The 19,927-nt window shown below is 55.2% G+C and carries 12 protein-coding genes; 4 read left to right on the top strand and 8 right to left on the bottom strand.

The window, feature by feature from the left end:
- Positions 1-64 precede the first annotated feature (64 nt).
- From HDF14_RS13970 to HDF14_RS13955, 4 genes are all read left to right on the top strand, one after another.
- Positions 65-1,495 carry a tetratricopeptide repeat protein gene (locus HDF14_RS13970; protein WP_313899578.1) on the top strand — a complete coding sequence of 477 codons (1,431 nt, stop codon included), beginning with the start codon at positions 65-67 and terminating at the stop codon, positions 1,493-1,495.
- Positions 1,496-1,806: 311 nt separating this feature from the next.
- Positions 1,807-2,733 carry a hypothetical protein gene (locus HDF14_RS13965; protein ID WP_260698273.1) on the top strand — a complete coding sequence of 309 codons (927 nt, stop codon included), beginning with the start codon at positions 1,807-1,809 and terminating at the stop codon, positions 2,731-2,733.
- Between the two features lie 2 nt (positions 2,734-2,735).
- Positions 2,736-3,941, top strand: a complete 1,206-nt coding sequence (locus HDF14_RS13960; protein WP_183977712.1) for a hypothetical protein — start codon at positions 2,736-2,738, stop codon at positions 3,939-3,941.
- A gap of 1,509 nt (positions 3,942-5,450) precedes the next feature.
- Positions 5,451-7,694 (top strand): alpha-galactosidase, encoded by a 2,244-nt coding sequence (locus HDF14_RS13955; protein ID WP_313899577.1) that lies wholly within the window; start codon positions 5,451-5,453, stop codon positions 7,692-7,694.
- A gap of 663 nt (positions 7,695-8,357) precedes the next feature.
- On the opposite strand, the gene HDF14_RS13950 is transcribed toward HDF14_RS13955, so the two are convergent.
- From HDF14_RS13950 to HDF14_RS13915, 8 genes are all read right to left on the bottom strand, one after another.
- Positions 8,358-8,687, bottom strand: a complete 330-nt coding sequence (locus HDF14_RS13950; protein ID WP_183977710.1) for a hypothetical protein — start codon at positions 8,685-8,687, stop codon at positions 8,358-8,360.
- 936 nt (positions 8,688-9,623) lie between these two features.
- Complete coding sequence (locus HDF14_RS13945; RefSeq protein ID WP_313899576.1) at positions 9,624-12,788, bottom strand: efflux RND transporter permease subunit; 3,165 nt, start codon at positions 12,786-12,788, stop codon at positions 9,624-9,626.
- The gene (locus HDF14_RS13940; RefSeq protein ID WP_313899575.1) at positions 12,785-14,113 is read right to left on the bottom strand and encodes an efflux RND transporter periplasmic adaptor subunit; all 1,329 of its coding nucleotides are present in this window, start codon (positions 14,111-14,113) and stop codon (positions 12,785-12,787) included. Before HDF14_RS13940 ends, HDF14_RS13945 begins: the two co-directional genes overlap by 4 nt.
- Before the next feature lie 2 nt (positions 14,114-14,115).
- Positions 14,116-15,585, bottom strand: coding sequence for a TolC family protein (locus tag HDF14_RS13935; RefSeq protein ID WP_260698272.1), 1,470 nt, complete (start codon positions 15,583-15,585; stop codon positions 14,116-14,118).
- 41 nt (positions 15,586-15,626) lie between these two features.
- The gene (locus HDF14_RS13930; RefSeq protein WP_183977708.1) at positions 15,627-16,673 is read right to left on the bottom strand and encodes a YncE family protein; all 1,047 of its coding nucleotides are present in this window, start codon (positions 16,671-16,673) and stop codon (positions 15,627-15,629) included.
- A gap of 78 nt (positions 16,674-16,751) precedes the next feature.
- Positions 16,752-17,957: a sensor histidine kinase gene (locus HDF14_RS13925; RefSeq protein WP_313899574.1), complete on the bottom strand. Its 1,206-nt coding sequence runs from the start codon at positions 17,955-17,957 to the stop codon at positions 16,752-16,754.
- Positions 17,958-18,199: 242 nt separating this feature from the next.
- Positions 18,200-18,910, bottom strand: a complete 711-nt coding sequence (locus HDF14_RS13920; protein ID WP_183977704.1) for a response regulator transcription factor — start codon at positions 18,908-18,910, stop codon at positions 18,200-18,202.
- A 142-nt stretch (positions 18,911-19,052) separates the two neighbouring features.
- Positions 19,053-19,919, bottom strand: a complete 867-nt coding sequence (locus HDF14_RS13915) for a hypothetical protein (RefSeq protein WP_183977702.1) — start codon at positions 19,917-19,919, stop codon at positions 19,053-19,055.
- Positions 19,920-19,927: the final 8 nt, after the last annotated feature.

Genomic DNA, 19,927 nt, shown 5'->3' with positions numbered 1-19,927 from the left:
TTGTTTTTTCCAAAGGATTACTCGTGTGTAGCGATTGCTCGCGCCACGATGACAGAGGTGAACTGTGAGCAAGAGGCCCCGGTTGCGGCTCGTAGTCCTTGGCGGCTCGCTTCTGGTCTGTTCAGCATTGTCTGCCCAAGGCGCGTTGGCCCAAGAGAATTCGGGCCAAAACCTCGATCAACAGTTTCAGTCCGCAGTAGCCCAATATCATGCAGGAAAGTTTGCAGAAGCTTCCACACAACTAGAGAGCCTCTTACCTCACGTACCGAAGAGCTTTGAAATCCACGAGCTCCTGGGGTTAACGTATGCTGCGCAATCGCGGGACGAAAAAGCTATAGAGCAGCTGGAAATAGCCACTCGACTAAAACCTGATTCAGCGGCTGCGAAAACGAATCTGGCAACGGCTCTCGCGAGCTCAGGAAAGTTGGAATTAGCCGAGGCACAGTTTCGCAAAGCACTCGCTCTCGACCCTCGAGACTTCGACGCGAACCATAACCTGGCCGATTTTTATCTTCAGGGAAATAGGATGTCGGACGCGCTTCCTCTTCTCGAGCAGGCCCAGCGAATCAATCCCTCGTCTTACAACAACGGATACGATCTCGCGCTCGCATACTTTCTTGTGGGAAAGCGCAGCGACGCGCGGTTGCTGATTCAGACCATGATGCAGCAGAAGGACGCCGGAGAACTCCATAACCTGCTAGGCCAAATTGAAGAGAAGGATGGTAAATTCGTGGAGGCGGCGAACGAGTTCCAAGTCGCTGCTCAGATGGATCCGAGTGAGGACAATCTCTTCACCTGGGGAAGCGAGCTTCTTCTCCACAGAACATACGAGCCAGCCATCGATGTATTCCAGCAAGCAACCAAGCGCTACCCGACTTCACCGCGACTGTTAATCGGGCTTGGAATGGCGCTGTACTCACGAGGCAGGTATGAGGATTCGATCAAGTCCTTGTTATCTGCAGCAGATCTGGATCCAACCGACCCCCGCTGCTATCTGTTTCTATCTAAGTCGTACCTTAGTTCTCCAACTCAGGCCGACGATGTAATCCAAAAATTCCGACGCTACTCGGAGTTAAAGCCAAACAACGCGTTGGCACAGTATTATTACGCCGTGAGTCTATGGAAGGGAAAACGGCTCGAAGAAACCAGCGTAGACTACCGCACAGTGGAGTCCCTGCTGCAAAAGTCGATCGCGTTAGATGGAACACTTGCCGACTCGCACTTGCAGTTAGGCATCCTCTACGCCGACCAGCACGAGTCAGCCAAATCGTTGCCGGAGTATCTGCGAGCTCTGGAGCTGAATCCCAATCTTCCCGATGCCCACTATCGTCTCGGCCAGTATTATGCCCGAGCCGGGCAGAAGGATCAGGCACAAAAGGAATTCACCGTCTATCAGCAACTGCAGGCGCAACATATGGCGGCAGTCGACAAGGAAAGGGCTGAAGTGCAACAGTTTGTGTATTCAGCAAAGCCCGCATCTATCACCAAGCCTTGAGGTGCATCTGCGAGGAAGGGAAGTAGGCGAACGGACCGAAAGGGTCAGAAGGTGGATCTCAGTTGAAGGCTTCATCACTCAGTAAGGCGGTTCCAGCACGACACGAAATGGCCCGGCATCTGGGTCTCACCAGGCGCGAATTTCTGCGTACTACGGCCGGGCTTGCACTTGGAAGCACCCTTACAAGCGCCAGCCCATTTGTCTATGGAGAGGCAGCGGCAAAAAAACGAAAAATTATAGTCATCACATTTGGAGGAGGCGCTCGCGATCAGGAAACGTTCGCACCCGATGGACAGCAGAACATTCCACACATGCTCCAGGAACTGGCCCCGCAGTCCAGTTTCTTCACGCAAGTAATGAACCAGGGAATACTGGGCCACTACGTGGCGACCGCGAGTCTGGCGACCGGTGTCTACGAAACACTCAATAACTTTTCTGCAGTTCCACCCGAACATCCAACCGTGTTCGAGTATTTTCGCAAGGACCTGGATCGTCCGCCGTCAAGCACGTGGGTGGTTGCCCCCAGCAACGGATTTAACCGAATCGGCGAAAGCGACTATCGATCCTATGGGCCGGGCCTTGGGGCCAAAGTTATTTTGCCAAAGCATCTACTCAGTGCAGCAACAGCCGGAGCGGCAGCCGACTATAACCATTTGCTGCACGACAACTATGAGACCCCGCTCTACGCGCCGCAAATTGGAGGGGGCGAAGTCGAACTCCAGCAGATGGAAAATATACTGAAGCTTTCGGTCGACGATTTCATGGCGCATGCACGAACCGTCTCGAGCCCGGACGAGCTTTCTATTTACGTTGCGAAGCGACTGATGCAGCAGGAGTCGCCCAATCTGCTGTGGATCACGATGCACGATATCGATATCGCTCACTCGGGCGCATACTCCCTTTACGTGGATGCGATTCGACGCACGGACCGTCTCTGTGCGGAGCTCTGGAAGGTGGTCCAGGCCGAACCTGAATATGCCGGTAATACGACGATGTTCATCCTCCCGGATTTTGGACGAGACGCTGACGAGGACGCCGGCGGCAACGGATTTCAGCATCATCGCACGGGCGATCCAGCCTCGCGCACAACTTGGATGATGGCCCTGGGCGCAGGTGTTCGACCGGGGATGGTGTATGATCGCCCACTGCAATCCATTGATCTCGTACCGACTCTCGGCGCTCTGATGGGCTTCTCGCCGAAGCTGTCACAAGGCGCCCCGATCCACGAGTTGTTGTAGTTATGTTGCCAACCGATCTCAAAGCCGAACAGTTCGCCGGGTATCCGCCCAAGGCACGGAAGCTCGCCGTAGCTCACTTGGGCACGCTGCAACAGTTGCCGCTCAGCTTTTTGCCGAGTTTTCTGCGGGAGATCATCGACTATGACTTCAAATTTCCCGCAGAGCGCACCGCAATCGATCAGGAGCTTCTCACGCTCAGCTCTCTGACACACGCACAGCTCAAAAATTGGTTTCAAGGGTTCTCGCAACTGTCACTGTCGTCGAAATTTGAAAAACTTGATTGGATCAATCAACCGGCCCAGTTTGTCGAACAGCTGTCGGCGTACCTGTGGACAACTCACCAACTGGATGCGTTCCGCGAGGCAGCAGTAACCTACGGGAATCGCCTTCAAAAGGGCGAGCCCGAACAGATAGCCGTACACAGGTTGGGTATTGCGATCATCGGACAGGGTGTTGTCTCGTATGATGAGCCACTCTTTCTCAATCTTCGGAAGCACGGCACCTACTTCAGGCAAATCAAGCCGGAAAACGGAGTGGAACTCCTGCTGGCCGCAGTCGAAGCCAGGGCAAAGGCGCATCCCGTTCCATATGGACATTGGTACGTCGATGGAGGCCACGCGGCAGGTCACAGTTCGTTGCTCAGCTGCCTCTCCTTTCAGCAGATGGAACCCGTACGCGCCGCATTGCTGAGAGACATTCAGACTGAAACTGCAAAGCCGGGGATGGGCCCTGAGGAACTGCACACGCATATGGCGCGTCTCTCCCCCGCAGACCTTGGAATCGATAAAACAGGTGACGAAGTGCTGGAACGTTTCCAGGTCAAGTTGCTCACAGAGGGCTCCGGGACCCAGATATTCAGCACTACCTTCGTCCAATGGGCCACGCGGGAAGTCTTACGACGGGCGCAGGCGGTTACCTTGTTCGTGCGCTTTGCTCCCCGTCAACGACAGCGACCGATGAACGAGCTGTTGTCCGGAACCGGGAGCAACCTTGAATTCGATCCTGTTGGCTCCCTGATTGATGCGAACATGGCCGCCTACTATCAGTGGATCAACCAGCAGCGACTCCCGCAATCCGAACAGTCTTCATTTCTGGTGTGGTTTGAAGGCCATAATCAAGCCCTCGTAGTCTCTCCGTCCTTGCCTCGAGGCACAGAGTCAAACTCAACCCTCGATCTTGGACAGTTGCTTTCATTGGCTACCGGATAACCGGACAATATCGACCACAAGCCAGGTTCCCAATCAAGTGCCTAGCGGCGTCAGGCTTCGATCAAAGCGCACAGATTATCCTTAACCATCAGCATCTGTTGCCTCCAGAATTCGCGTGAGCGAACTACTGGCGCTTGGCCGGCAGAATGCAGATTTCGACAACCTTGAGCTCAATGTGCCCCGGTCCATTTGGCACCAGGTGGCGGGCTACTGTAAAACGGAGGCATCAGCTAAGCCGGTCCCGCTGGATACGTACATGACGGAAGACCTGCTTCGCTGGCGTTTTCAGAGCGCTCATTCATCGGATGACAAGTGTGCCTTTTGCCAGCGAAACCATGAAGGGAGAACAGGCTTATTCCCATTCACGCGGAGCCTGTATCGGAATTGGAAGGCAGAGTGGGCCCAACAATCCTGATTGCCAGTTTCCGCGCCTTTTCGTTGGTCAAGACGGAAAGCGGATTTGCGATGGCGGTGTTGAACGCCAGTGTGAGCAGAGCCTAAGCCACGGTCAGCGCATCGGCGCCGGTCACTCCATACTGACTGTTGTCGTCAACCAACCTTCAACTTTCGGATTGCCCTACCGACACCGATTCTTCATTTGTTTAGCGATCTTTTGTCTGTGCTGGTTCTTCTCTAATCGAAAGTGGACCATGCTATTAACCTTCGTATGCTTCTTTCTATTGCGAGCGATATGGTCTTTGTTCCTGCTTGTCGCCAGACGAAGTTAGAAGTACACGCACGACTTTTGCAAGCGTCTCCACGGCTCTGACTCCCGCAAAGTCACACTTTCGGCAACTTCGACCGGACGTTTCCCAAGACCACGTTTCCGAGACCCGGCGGGTCGGAGATGGCGGCAATGTTAGACTTTCGGCTCAGCGAGAGATAGAAATGACAGGTTCGCAACACACCGTAGCCCTCCTTAGTTTGTTGCTAACGGCCGTTACCAAGCCCTCATTTGGAGCTTCCAGAGCGGTCCCCAACACAGGTAAGTGGAGGAGCATAGCTCTTCCTTTTCGCCCTTACAACGTCACAGCTTTCAACGGCACTGATAGCGAAGTACTGTCGCCCGAAGCGGTTCCGTGCAAGATATCGAAATCGCGGGTACTCCGAGCAAGTCTCTCAGCGATGAGATCGCGCTGCAAATCTCTGCCTAGTTGATTGCTCCATTAGTTCGTATGCGGGGGGAGCCGTGCAAAGTGGCCATGCCACGCAGAAGCTCGATCCGCTCAAGGCCCAAGCTACTCCTCAACGATCAAACAAACGGGTCGAAGTGAGAGGACGCGCTCTTGGGGTAGAGGACAGACAGGGTGATCATGCAAAAGATTGTTACTTGGGTACTTCAGTCGAGAGCAGAGATACTTACGCGCTTCTCTTCCCGTTAAAGCTTCCGGAAATCCGACTTCACGGGGAGCGATTGCTACCTGTCCCTTCCTGGTTCAGGCAGGTAAGTTAATTGTTGTTGTTTCTAGTCGTAGATTGCTCGTACGATTCCATGACTGGAGGAACTTTGTGCTGAAAGCGCTTGCTGCTGTTGCTTGCTGTAGTTTCGTGTCGTTGGGTCTGTTTGTGCCCAGCCCTGTCTCGGCTCAGACGGCGGTGCGGCCCCAACCGGACCGTCAGCAGTGGTATCTCAATGCCGGCAAGATGACCTACGTGGTCGGCGTCAATGAACAGGGCATCCTGCAATCGCTTTACTGGGGACCGAAGCTGAGCGACCGCGGTCTCGTACCGGTGGCGAAGAGCCTGCCTGAACGCGCTTCCCAGTATGCTCCGGCAGCCACAACGCCACAGGAGTATCCGGCATTCGGGGCCGGGATATTCCCGGAGACAGCGCTTAAGGTCAACTCGCCGAACGGGGATCGGACGCTGATCCTCAAATACGAGTCGGCAAAGGTAACTGGCTCGCAACTCGAGATCGTCCTGAAGGATACGCAGGAGCCTCTGCGCGTACACCTGTACTACCAGACCTTTCCCGAGGGCGTCCTGGCGCGCTGGTCACGCATCGAAAACACAGGCAAAGGCAGCTTCGGCATTGAGAATGCCGCGTCGGCTACATGGAATCTGCCTGCCGGCACGGGTTATACGCACCGCTGGCTGACGGGAATGTGGGGCGGTGAATTCCAGTTGAACGAGGAGCCGCTGAAGACTGGAAAGAGCGTGCAGGAGAGCCGTACTGGACACACATCGCACGAGGCGAACCCGTGGTTTTCGATCGGCAAGGAGGAGCAGACAACCGAAGAGGCAGGTCCGGTTTGGTTTGGCGAGCTTGGCTGGAGCGGCAACTGGCAGATCGTCACCGAATATACTTCGCTGCGCCAACCGCGTGTGACCGGCGGATACAACCCGTTCGACTTTCATTGGACGCTTGCAGGCGGCGCATCACTTGAGACCCCTAAGTTCTACGCGGGCTATACGGATGGCGGCGATGGCGAGGCGTCGCGCATCCTGAGCCAACTTCAGTTGCGGGAGATTCTGCCCAAACGCGGTGAAGCGCGTGAACCCAAGCCGCGTCCAATCATCTACAACTCCTGGGAGGCGACGGAGATGAACTTCACGGGCGAAACGCAGATCGCGCTCGCCGAACGCGCCGCGAAGGTAGGTGTGGAGAGGTTCGTGATCGATGATGGCTGGTTCGGCAAGCGTGATGACGACCATGCCGGACTTGGCGACTGGACAATCACGCCGAAGAAGTTTCCGCAGGGGTTGAAGCCGGTCATCGATCGCGTGCATGCGCTCGGCATGGATTTCGGCATCTGGGTAGAACCGGAGATGGTAAATCCAGACAGCGATCTGTATCGTCAGCATCCGGAGTGGGCGATGCAGTTCCCCAATCGCGAACACTCAGAAGAGCGCCACCAACTGATGTTGAACCTGGCGCGGCCCGATGTGAAGGAGTGGATGTTCAACTGGCTCGACAAGCTGGTGAGCGAGAACGATATTGCTTTTCTGAAGTGGGACTATAACCGCATCTGGTCGGAACCGGGCTGGAACATGGCGCCGGGTTCCTCGCCGACACACCCCAATCCGGATGCGGAAAAGGCAATTTATCTCGAAGCTGTGCGTAATCTGTATGACGTGATCGACCAACTTCGCGCGAAGCATCCGAAGCTCGAGATCGAGTCCTGCTCAAGCGGCGGCGGACGCGTGGACCTCGGCATTCTTGAGCGCACGGATGAGGTTTGGCCGAGTGATAATACGGACGCGCTCGACCGGCAGGACATTCAGTTTGGCTACACGCAGGCGTACACGTCACAGACCATGGTGGCGTGGGTGACGGACGTGCCAAGCATGGATCACCGCATGGTTCCGCTGCAGTATCGTTTTGTTGTGGCCATGCAGGGCGCGCTCGGCATTGGCGCAAACCTGACGAAGTTTTCCGATGCCGACCTGGCGCTCTCGGCGAAGCTCACAGAGTTTTACAAGACCGTTCGTACTACGGTGCAACAAGGCAGGCTGTATCGGCTTGCATCGCCGCTGACAGGCGATCCATCGCAGATGGAATATGTTGCAGAGGATGGCTCGCAGGCCGTGCTGCTGGCACTTCAGCATAGCCAGCGATTGCGGCTGCCCTACCCCACCGTTCGCCTGCGTGGGATTGACCCCGACGCGATGTACCGCCTTCGTCCGTTGGACCCGGAGAAGTACACGGGGGAGGAGGTCGTATCGGGCTCCGTGCTGATGGACGCCGGTGTGAACCTGAAGCTCGAGGGCGATTATGACAGCACTGCTTTAGTCCTTGAGCGGCTCCCGTGATTTGATCCACAATGTCGACACGGTTCTCGGAAAACGGGGAGATTAAACTCCATCCGTGTCTCGGCATTCCGAAGTTGCTGATAACGCCGTTTCGCGAAGTTCGTTCTTCAGAAAACCTGTTGTTTGATCGAAATGGCCGTTTTTGTTGCATCAATTTTTCACTGGCACGCAACAACCACGCGAATCGATGGCGGCATCCCTGTGTCCCGCCTGCAAGAACCAGCATTTCTACGCAAAGGCGTGTTGGCGTGGAACAGATGGAGCGTCGTGCGCTCAACCTGCCATCACTCAATCTCGTTCGACTGCGCCGGTTGTAGCAGTCAAAGATCAAAATCTTGCTCGTCGTCCTGCCGACTGTGGTTCACATGTTTGTTGTGAATTTGTTTTTTCTTATTCAGATCGATGAAAGCTGACGGTGGTGTCTTCTTGAGAAACGTGCTGCGCTTCCTGTGCGCTTGAATAAATTCATTGACTCAGTTCAGAGCAAACCTTCCACCGGGCATTGCCTTGCCACGAGCGGCCAGCTCATCTGCCAAAGCGATTCTGACGTTTGATGAACTCTGGCGCATTACCCGCTAACGCAGCGCAGAATCCCGGTCTGGGTCAAGCAGGGAATCAACGCCTGGATGACTGCTGCCGCAAGAGGTGGCCGACTGATGCGATTCAAAGAGCGGGAAGGTCGGAAAGAGCCTGGGCGACTGGTGATTTGGACCGTTCCTCTGTGGCGGGCGTGACAGGCCGGCTTCTAAGCGTCAGAAAGTACGCTTCGAGGGCGCGACAGATAACTTCGACGTCAAGTTCAGCGAGCGCGTCGTCCAGCTTCCCGACACCCAGAACTTCATCCGCGCGAGGGTAGAAGGACTCACGCTGGATTAGTTTCTTGCCGAGCGTTGACGGCGCGAGGTCACTCCAGTACCTCGGAACTCCCATGCCATCCAGAAGGACAAGGCCACTGATCGGCGGAAAAATGGAGCTGCGGACCTTGGCAAGCATCACCCTCCCCTAGATATCGAAACCGGGAAAAACGGGCTATGGAAAAGAAGTGTGGCGGAAAAGTCCAAAGTGCAAAGACGGACTTTCCCACCAAACTTGGGAATCCCGCTGAGAACGCGGGATTCCCACTTGGCGTGTTGCCGGGTTAAAGGTACTTGAAGCACTTGAAAAGCAACAGGACTCAAACTACCTTCGTGACCTATTCTAGGTAGTTTCGGAAGAGCGTTGCGTAGTTAAATAGCTGATAAATAAGATGTTAATTCGCAATCTGACAACAACTCTGTCGCTTAATCGAAATGGCTGTTTTTGTTGCGTCAATTTTTCGCTAGCACGCAACACTCGCGAATCGAGGGTGCGAAGCCATGGAAGACCATTGTGGGAGCAGGTTACGCCGCTCAGAGTCCTATACCCAGATCTCGCCGCATAAGACAATCGCAGTAGACGGCAACGTGAAACTCGAAGTGCTGGATTTTGTCGGTCGGGATGTCCGGTCATAAGTCAAACCTAATGATGTGGTCTTCATAGATTGAGGAAGTGCTCGGTCCGCATGGGAGAGATCCGACCTTACGACAGTGGGTCTGCACCTGGCATCGCGCGGAGGCAAGCGGTCCCGCAATCGGGCCATCGTCGCCGTCGCTCGCAAATTGGCAGTACTGCTTCATCGCATCTTGAACACCCAGGAGCCATACCTCCCATTCTACGGAGTAGCAGCCTGATGAAGGAGATCATGTTGAATTGTTGCGACTATCCCCATGACTGCGTGTCGGGTTGGGCCTGACCGAGGCCGTCCCAGAATTGGCAGAATCGATTTCTCCTTCTACCCCCAACCGATACAGAGCCACGAGCGTGTCACTAAAGTGCGAATAGAAACAGGGTGGAGAATAATATGCGGGGGTATGGCGGACTTTCGGTTCTATGAGGCTCAGACACTGAGGCTCATACAATCGCCTGTGGCTCTTCCACCCCTCCCCGCTCGCCTTTGGAAGTCAAATGGTAATACATCGCAGGCGTAACGATCAGGCTCAGTACCACCGAGATCAAAAGACCGCCAATCACGGCAATCGCCAGTGGCTGCAGCATCTGCGATCCGGCACCCAGAGCAAAAGCCAGCGGCAGCATCCCACACATCGCCGCCGTTGCAGTCATTAAGATTGGCCGCAACCGTCTCTGAGCCGCATGCATCATCGCATCGAGCGCCTCTGCGCCCTCAGCCCGCGCACGTTCATCCGCATCCAGCAGCAGGATGCCATTTTTGGCTACAATCCCGATCACCATAATCAAGCCCATAAAGCTTGCGACATTGAAGTCGGTTCGTGTAATCAGCAGCGCCAGAACGACTCCCGCCATGGAAAGAACGGAGCTCGTAAGGATTGCAATCGGCGCGGAGAAGTTTCTAAATTCAGCAAGCAGAACACCAAAGACCAGTGCAAGCGCAAGAATGAGAACCTGGACGAGCTCGCGAAAAGACTTCTGCTGCTCCTCATACGTGCCGCCGTACTCTACCCGAACACTCGCCGGAAGATTCAGCTTAGCCATCGCGTCTTTCACCTTGACCATGGCACCGCCCAGATTAGAACCCTCCAACCGACCGCTTACTAGTACAACCTGCTCAAGATTTTCGCGACGGATCTCATTCTGCGGAGGCAGCTCTTTGATCTCAGCGAGTGCACCCAACGTCGCAGTGCGTCCCGTCGCAGAGTTGAAGACTGTGTTCTCGATCGTGCTCAACGAGACGCGATGTTCGTCTGACATGCGCACGCGGACGGTGTAAGGCCGGCCAGCCACAATCACCGGATCGGTCGAAGGCAGGCCATCCAGCAGCGAGGTCACATCTTCAGCCACCTCCTGAACCGTGAAGCCCAATCGGCTAGCCAGAGCTGGGTCAACCTGAAACGTGGTCGCTGGGCCGCTCAGTGTGTTGTCGACGCCGTTTTGGGTATCGACGACTCCCGGAATTGCTGAAATGGCCGCCTGCACCTTCGGTCCAAGATCGTGCAGAAGTATGGTGTCGTTCGAGAAGAGTTTAATCTGAATCGGTTCGGGAGAGTTCGAAAGATCGTTGATCATATCCTCAAGAACCTGTACAAACTCGACGTCAAGTTCAGGCTCCTGTTCCTTAATCTTTTCCCTTACATCAGAGATAATCTCATCAATCGCGCGTGATCGCTTCGCCTTCAGGCGTACCGATATATCCCCGGTGTTTGCCTCTGTGACGGCCGCGAGTCCAAGCTGCAGACCAGTGCGTCGTGTTGTGATCGAAACTTCTGGCGTGTCGCGGAGAATCTTTTCCACTCGATCGAGCGCTTTGTTCGTCGTTGCAAGAGAACTGCCCGCAGGCATGATGTAGTCAAGGATGAAGCTCCCTTCATCCATCTCTGGAAGCAGGTTTGATCCAAGTGCGTTGTATGCAAAGTACCCCACTGCGATCAGAACGGCAGCGATGGCTGCCAATGCCCAACTTCGACGAATTGTCCAGCTCAGCACGCGGTTGTGCAAGCTTAGAACACGCCGCATGAAGGGGCCGTTCTCATCATTATCTCCGTCTGCGCTCTCTACGGACGGCTTCAAGTGTGAACTTTCGGGCCCTTGTCGCAAAAGCGACAGAGAGAGTGCAGGAGTGAAGGTCAGAGCCAACAGGAGTGACGTGAGAAGCGCCGCAGTCATAGTTACAGCTAATGCCCGGAAGAAGCTGCCTGTCACTCCGGTAACCGCGATCAGAGGAAGAAAGACGACTACAGGTGTGACGGTAGACCCTATGAGGGGCATCGTGATCTCGTGCAGCGAGGTACGTACCGCATCGATGCGAGACTGCCCGCGATCCCGGTGCACGACGATATTTTCCACGACTACGATGGCATCGTCGATAACAAGGCCAATAGCGGCGGCGAGGCCGCCAAGCGTCATCAGATTAAAACTCTGTCCGATGACCCAGAGAAAAAGAATTGTAACTGCGACGGTGACAGGTATCACCATGCCAGCGATGAGTGACGAGGTCCAGTCGTGCAAAAATAAAAATAGAATCACGCACGCTAGCAATAGGCCAATCAGAATGGCGTCGCGAACGCTGGCAATGCTTTCGCGAACAAGCTCTGATTGATCGTAGAATGGTGTGAGACGGACCCCCGGAGGTAGTGTCCTGCTGAGCTGAGCGATCTCCGCGGCTACCGCGGCGGCCACGGCAACCGTGTTGCTCGTAGGTTGCCTCGTTACGTTGAGCAACACAGACGGTATCCCGTTGGCGTCTACCGAGGTATACACGGGAAGAGTCGCCGGCCCTAGGGTTGCCACATCCGAGATGCGAATCGGAACGCCGGCGGTCGTCGTCTTAACCACGAGTCGTCCAAGCGATTCGACATCGTGCGCCTGTGCACCCACTAGCCCGAGAATTAACTGGTGATCGGCCTCGTAGAGTCCGGGAGAGTCGATGATATTTGACGTCTGCACCGCGTTCACCAGATCGAGAATGGTAATACCCGCGCTCTGCAAGCGCGCAGGGTCCGGCACGATGTGAAACTCGGGAACCTTGCCACCCTGAACAACAACCGTGCTCACACCGGTGACGCGATCCAAAGGAGGTTTGAGATCGTAGGTTGCGATCTGCCATAGAGCTGTGGGCGACACGCTATTCGGGCCGCGGTCATCTGCTGTCAGCGCATACCCCACAATAGGAAAAGTCGCGAAGGTCAACCGGTTCGTCGTGATCTTCGCGGTGCTGGGGAGACTCGATTGCATCTTTGCCAATGCGGCGTCAGTGAGCTGCAGTGTGCGGAACATGTCAACGTTCCAGTCAAAAAATAGACTCACCTCGGCGGATCCACGACTGGTCGTGCTGCGAACCGTCACGAGCCCGGGGACAAAGTTAACGGCGTCTTCAATCGGCTTCGTGATCGTGACCTGCATCTGCTCAACCGGCATTACACCGTTATCGACACCGATAACCACACGCGGAAAGTTAGTATCAGGAAAGACAGAGATTGGCACTCGGAAGGCCGCGTATGTGCCAGCAATCGTGAGCACGATAAGAAAGAAGAAGATCGGCTTGGCGGTGCGCGTCAGCCAGAAGTTTTTTTCGTCGACAGCAGGTGGATTCGAAAGGCTCACTCTTTGCCTTCCGTGTTGTCGTCGCTCTTGCCTGCCGAACCTTTTTCCTCAGCTGATCCCACTTTCACCTTCGTGCCTTCGTCCAGCCCATAGCCACCAGTCGTAATCACCCTATCGCTCGGCTTGAGACCGGTGAGTATTTGTGTCGACTCGTCAGTTTGTATGCCGACAGTGACAGCTCGTTTTGCAGCCGCACCATCCGCGCCGACCACCATAACGATCTTGCCCGCGCCCTCTGGCGAGCGCTGAAGTGCTTCTGTCGGGATCAGCAGCGCGTTCTCAACGGTCTTTCCCTTGAGAGTGGCGTGAACCGAAGTCCCGGCTTTGAGGTGGCCGTTGGGGTTGGGTACTCGAAGCCATACCTCAACCGTCGTGCTGCCAGGATCGAGAGCCGGACTGATCAGCGAAACCTTGGCATCTATGAGTCCCTCGATTCCCGGTACCGTGATCGTGGCCGGAGAACCGAGGCTCAGCTGCTGCGTCTGGATCTGAGCGATATGCAGCTTCGCGATCATGAAAGAGGTATCCATCACCGTTACAACCGCAGCCCCTGCGGCAGCTGTCTCGCCCGCAAAGAGTGGGCGATCCGTCACGACGCCAGAGATCGGCGTTTTAATGTTGGTATAGCTAAGTTGTGCCGCCGCACCCAGGTACTTCCCCTTCGCGGAGGCGAGCTGACCCCTCGCCGACTCCAGCGAAGCGCTGGTTCCAATTTTGCCAAGAGCTTCGTACTTTTGTTTCGCAATATCGTAAGCTGCCTGTGCCTGAAGTGCAGTTGTTCGCGCAGTATCGTAGTCGCGGCCCGGTATCGCTCCCTGCGACAACAACTGCTTGCGGGCTTCGACAATGCTGTTGTCGAGGTCGAGGGTAGCTTTGGCTTGTTCCAGATCAAGCCGAGATCGGGTTTGCTCTTCAGGGACCGCAGACTGCGCTGCCGCTGCATAGGTCCCTTGCGCCGCGTCGAAGGCGCCTTTGTTATCCATTGCGGCTGCGGCCAGATCTTCGTTTTCAAGTGTTGCAACTAGCTGGCCGGCCTTCACATGGTCTCCCCGTTGAACATAAAATTTACGTACAGGTGCAGTCACCTTAGGTAAGATCGCGGCTTGCGCAACAGGGTAGAGAGTGGCATCTGTCTCAATCTCGTCGGTGATCGGGCCGCTTCGGGGATGGACGGCTTGAACTGTGACCACGGGCTTATCGACCGTATCGTCGGCCTTCTTGCAGCCGTTCTGAAGCAGTAGGGAAGCGGACAGGAACATCAAAGATGCGGCCAATGCCGGTGTCCCAGCGCGTCGCGTCGCCGTAGTTGGCATTTTGTTGGCCACGGTTAAATCGTCCCCGTAAGTAGTTGAAGATTTGCCAGCGCAAGCTGATAGCGAATGGTGCCGTCCTGATGAGCGAGCTCTGCAGTGGTGAATGAGTTCTGCGCGTCGACGACCTCGAGGACTGTTGCCTCGCCGGCGGAGTAACGCATCCGGGTCAGGCGTAGGCTCTCCCGAGCCGTCTGCACGCTCAACTCAAGTGAAGCAAGCTGATCATGAGCGAGAGAAGCCTCTCCATAGAACTCTTCGAGCTGAGCGATCAGTGTGCGCTGCGCGAAGGTAAGCGATACCTTCGCAGCATCACGAAGAATGTGGGCCTGCTTAATTTTGTGTTGCGTCGCAAGCCAGTCCCACACAGGAATGTCGAGTGTCGCCGAAGCCGAGTAGCCAAGGTTACGAACGCTATCAGGTCCATTCACTGCAAATTGCGGGGCATCTATACCATACGAGTAGTTGAGCACCAGGTCAGGTAGATAGGCAGCGCGTGCTGTCGTGATGTCGAGATCCTTCGATCGCAGCGTTGCCACGGCGCTCTTCAACTCAGGATTATTCGCGGCCGCCTGCGTCTCTACCACGCCTCGTTCAGGAAGCGGAGTTGCCGCAGGAAGCGTCACGCTGTACGGCGAGCGCGGATCGGGAAATAGCAGCACACCGAGATCAAGGCGAGCCCTCTGAGACTGCAGTTGAGCGTCCCCAAGATCTCGCTGCCGTTGTTGCAGTGTCAGTTGTGCTTTGATGACATCCGCGTGTGCCACTTCTCTTGCTACTTCGCGTTGCTCAGTCTGTTTCACAAAGTCAGCAGCCTCGTTCGTGGCTTGTTCTTGAATGACAATCCGTTCCTGTGCAGCGGTTGAGTTATAAAAAAGCCCAATGACGGTCGACGTCAATCCCCTTCGGCTGATCTCCATCTCCGCACTGGCGATTGCAGCCGCCGCGCCAGCACGAGCCAGTGCGCTGTACTGCGCAAGCCCAATCGTTTCCGTAACGACCCCTTGGCTGATGTACTCGTGCACCGTGTTGTTGGCGATGAACCTGGGGGCAGCTTGCGTTCCGGTGGAACCGGCCTGATTTAACCCGCCGTTCGGCTGAGTATAGAGATACTGATTGTGGTACACGACGGAAGGGAGCAAAGCTGCCCGGGCGATCGAGCGGTCAAGCTGCGCGGTCTTGCTCGCTGCCACCGCAGCGGCAAATGCGGGTTCATTCTCTTTTGCCATCGAGAGCGCTTGATCAAGCGTAATCACTGGCGCGGCTTGACTCGCATTTTGTACGCCAACCCGCGCCGGAGCCCCACCGTTCACCTGTGCGGCTGCGGCACCGGTCGGAGAGGCAGCGTTCTGCGCGGACCCTGAAAGGTCCGAGGCAGCTATCCCGGAAGTGGTTGCCTGCCACGCTTCAGCTGTTGATGGCGCGATGACGAAAGCCATCATCCAGCTAAACGCGAAGATCGTATTGATTTGAAAGCTTCGCTTCATGGTCTACTTCACAGACGCCCCTTGCGAGAGATATATCCGCTCTATTTTTGGTTGATCACTAGAACGATAAAGGTATCGGGCAAGGCAGCGGGTCGCGGGTGAGGAGTCGCGGCGGTTGCAGTAGGGGTGGCTCCGAACTTGGCCGATACCGTGTAGATCTTTCCGGAAGACGCGTCCAGGGCCATCGTTCTCGCGCCTTTCATCGTCGGAAGCGTCTGCACTACTGGATACGTTGTCTTGCTTGCATCAACTACGCTCAATGTTCCATCCCCATTCGAAGAGAAAGCCAGCTTCTTACCTGCATCATATCCAGCGGCATCAGGTCCATCACCAATCGTCGGCGTCGCCAGTGACTTGCCCGTGTGCGAGTCGGTGACTACCATCTTCTTGCCGTCGCAGACCGAAAATAGGCGGCCTCCCTCGTTATCGAGGGCCAGTCCCGAGGGCGACTCACATCCGGCCAAAGGCCACGTGGCTGTAATCTTTTCCGTCTTCGCGTCGAGACGGACGATGCTATTTTTGTCTTCGATATTTACGAAGACGGTTCCCTGATCATCGCTTTGGGGAAACTCCGGTTTGCCCGGCAATGCGACGGTGCCGACCACCTTGCGATTCGCTGCATTAATCACTGTGACGTTCTTGCTCGCTCCATTGAACGCCCAGACCGTATTGGTGGAAACCTCGTAGGCCATGCCGTCTGGATTCGTTCCGGCTGGAATCTTTGTTAGTGTCGCAAAATTGGAGGTATCGAATACCACTACATCGTTTGCTCCGCCATCGGAAACAAAACCTGTCTTGCCATCCGGAGAGATGATGATGCCGTGGCAGCGAGTCAATCCTTCAATGGCTCCGATGACCTTTCCGTTGGTGGTATCGACGACGTCAACCCGCGTCATGTGGGCGATGTAAAGACGGTGTGTCATCGGGTCGGCCGTCAGGTAGTCCCATCCTGCCGTGCCTCCGACGGCCCATTTCTGTTCGATCTCAAATGGCTTTTCGGCTGTAGCAGACGTTGCCGAATAAAAGGGAACTAGCGTCGACGCCGCGAAGGTGAAAGAAAAGGCTACTCGTCTGCATGTATTCTGCATGTCAAGAACGCTCCAGAACAGAAGAAATCTGTTGTTACAAATATCGCAGAGCTGGCTTAAGCCAAGATTAAGACGGCGCTATCTTTTTTCGGGGGTTATCGCGCTCCAATGCTCTAGTCTTTCTGTTCTGCTCTCAATCAATGGCAGAGCCACGATGGCTTTCGTGCCTCGCCCTAGGCGACTTTCTAGCCGAATAGCTCCGTGGTATCGCAGAACAATCGCCTTTGAGATCGCCAATCCCAGGCCCGTGCCACCCGTCCGCCGGCTGCGGGAAGGATCTCCTCGATAGAATCGATCGAAGACGTACGGAAGCACATCTTCTGGAATTCCTTCACCTTCGTCTTCTACGATCAGTTCAGCCATCTCTCCCCGTTTGCTGATGGTTACGCGGACAGATTTGCCTACACCGCTATGCTGAATCGCATTGTCTATTAAGTTGGAGAAAAGCAGCCGAAGTTGGTCGGGATCACACAGAACAAGGGCCGGATTATCCGCTTTGACTACCAGACTGATGCGGCGGAAGTTGGCCATTGTTTGAAAGTGCTCAGCTACGTCACGGAGGACATCGCCAAGTTCTACGATCCGATTGGACTCGAGCTGTTCGGAGTCGTCTTCAAGCCGCGCCAAGGTCAGCATCTTTGCGACAAGCTCCTCCATGCGTTCGGAGTCAACTCTAACTCGCTCGAGCCCCTCTTCGTACTCCTTTGCAGACCTCGTCCGCATCGTTAGAAGCTGTAAAGACGACTTCATAACCGCCACGGAGGTTTTCAGTTCGTGTGCCGCATCACCGACAAATTGTCGTTGTTGAGCGAAGGACTGCTCAAGTCTGAGAAGCGCTGACTCAATCGCCGAGACCAGCGGTTCGAGCTCCCGTACATAGCGGGCCTGACTCGAGGGGCCAAGGTTCCAAGAGTTAATCGAGATCTCTCCAGCCTGCTCGGCTAGTTCATATAGAGGTTGAAGCCCACGACGCAGTAGGTGAAGGAGGACGAAGCCCGTTACTACAAGGAGGAGAAGGCCCGAGAGCGCATAGAAAGCCATTGCGTTCCTGACGCGTTCCCAGACCGGGTGAGTGCGAGAACCGTAGAGAATAATGACATGTCGAGCAACGCCGCCCTTGGCATCCCCCGGATCGACGATTCGCAAACCGAGCCTGCGAATCACTCGATACCGAATTCCTCCTACGGTGAGATTACGAAACTCTCTCGTGTCACCGCTGATCAGCTCATGTTCGCCATTTGGCCATCCTTGCGCCCCGATCACACGGCCACGATCGTCACGCACGATATAAATGTCTCGTCTTGGAGCAAGCCCTTCTACTCCAGATAGCATTACATTATCTTCGGGGTCTTCCGAGTCTTGGACTGCACCAAGTAAGGAATCCGCTCGACCACGCAGCGCTACATCCAAGGCTCTAAAGTGTGAAACCCCCTCATAGACACTGGCGATCCCTATCAAGGCCATGAGAGAGCAGAGTTCCACCAGAAGCATAGCTATTATCAGGCGACGGGTCAGTGAGTAAGTCTTCATGCTGGTTCGTTCCCGACTTCCCTGGAAGTGGTGGACTCCAAAACGAGTCTGTAACCTCGATTACGCAGATTTTCGATTGTTGGCGGATTCGTCCCTTCTCCGAGCTTCCGTCGTAGATTCGAAACATGCGCTTCGATCACATTAGAGTGATGCGCCCAGTTAAAATCGTACATATGCTCCAATAACTCTCGCTTCGAGATGACAGCGCGTGGGCGGTGCATCATGTACTCAAGAATTCTGTACTCCATGGGAGAAAGCAAAATCGGCGTACCTGCGCGGAAAACGCTGTGGTCTCCGGTGTGGAGTTCCAGATCGCCTAAGCGAAGTGCTGGACTTGCCGTACCCTTGCCACGACGTATCAGCGCCTTCGCCCTGGCAATCAGTTCTCCTAGATCGAAAGGCTTGCTAACGTAATCATCAGCGCCGTAGTTCAGGAGTTGAATGATGGAAGATCGTTCGCTTCGAGCCGTCAGGATCAGGACCGCCGTACCATCTCCTCGCTCGCGAAGTCTGCGAAGAACCGTCTGACCATCCAGGTTCGGCAGCATTAGATCAAGAATTATCAGGTCGTAGCAGAGATTCTCAGCCAGACTCAATCCCGCTTGCCCATCCTCGGCATGATCCACTGCGAAGCCGGGTCCATCGCGTAGCGCCTGCGCAACGTTTTCAGCCAGGCGAATCTCGTCTTCAACAAGTAAGACACGCATAAGTAGATCTCAACACAGAAAGCTTAAGCCAAGCTTAAGCTGCCTAGAGTTCAAAGCATTTTGAGCCTTTAGTGGCATAATGAATGCCAAAATACTGAATTCTGGACACCGTCGTAGTCTTAGTCATTCTCTTTCGAGAAGTTTAAGGCTCCGGAGCCGGAAATACTGCGGAGTTGCGTGGAGTTGTTTGAAGCACCAGGCGAGTGTCGCGAGCAAAAGTGACGTCTCGCCCACGCTTGATCCACCGTTCGTAGATAGAAACCGCTGCTCCGTAGTAACCGATTCCCGCAGCGACATTTCGCTGTGGCAAAGCCGTTCCGATGATAAACCCGATAACTCCCAGGCTATTGGAGGCAACTGCATCTTTTCCGAATCCTCCGCCCGCTCCGTCGCCTTTGTCTACGTCCAGTGGCCGCGCAGCGAGCATGAGCAGCGTGAAGGGAACCAGAAGTTTGCCCTGCGGCTTTGGTTTTACCTGGTCTTCTGAATCGAGCGCAAGCTTGTCTGGAGCAGACGAATCTGCGCCGATAAGCGACGCCCGAACGTTCTGCGCGTTGCCGCCGGGAAGAATCAGCTGTCGAAAGTCGAAGTGCAGAGTGCCTCCGCGACCGAAGCTGCGGGCAGGCCTTGCCTTCGTTACCGCTCCCACGATCGTCGCGCCTTGAGGAACGGCGATGGTGTGGTCCGCATTATAGATAGGTTCAGCCACTGTTGCTTTTATCGTCTCACCAGGCTTCGACATGGCGGAGCTCAAGGCGTCGCTAAGATAAGCCTGAATGATCCATGTCTTGCTGTCGACTTCTGGAGACAGTACAGCGAGTGTTGCTGGCTTTGTTTTTGCAACCATGTCTGTGGCTCGTAGCGAAAGATGAAGTGGTTCTGAAGGCTCAACGGTCCAAGCCGTCATCTTTTCGATCCGCTGAGGATGGTAGGGAAGCTGCGTATAGAGAAACTGCGTTAAGCGGTCACGCTTATCCGGACCAGTCACAATAGCAAGTTTATCCTTCAAAATCTGGA

This window comes from Tunturiibacter gelidiferens, from assembly GCF_014201335.1.
Classification (GTDB): domain Bacteria; phylum Acidobacteriota; class Terriglobia; order Terriglobales; family Acidobacteriaceae; genus Edaphobacter; species Edaphobacter lichenicola_E.
This window is presented reverse-complemented; position numbering and strand designations above follow the sequence as displayed.